The organism is Acinetobacter sp. GRABPA_MV_2 (genome assembly GCF_056725885.1).
On the sequence record NZ_JBWZNA010000082.1, the window covers coordinates 1 to 243 of the forward strand.

Genomic DNA, 243 nt, shown 5'->3' on the forward strand with positions numbered 1-243 from the left:
AGTACTCGCATTGCCTGCTGCATCTGTTGCTGTCACGGTAATGGTATGTGGACCATCAGTTAACGCAGGCAGTGTATTGTCTGCAAGCGTCCAGGTGCCGTCACCGTTGTTAGTCGCTGGATAATCCACGCCATCCACGTTCACAACTACGGTTGCTGTTGGGTCACTTACAGTACCTGTTAACTCAGGTGTGCTGTCGTTGGTCAATACATCATCCAGTGCGACTGTCGGTGCAACTGCATC

At 51.4% G+C, this 243-nt stretch carries 1 protein-coding gene; it reads right to left on the reverse strand.

What is annotated here, in order from left to right:
* Positions 1-243: Ig-like domain-containing protein (locus ACXM0J_RS18920; protein ID WP_479750755.1), on the reverse strand; the 243-nt coding region annotated here is incomplete at both ends.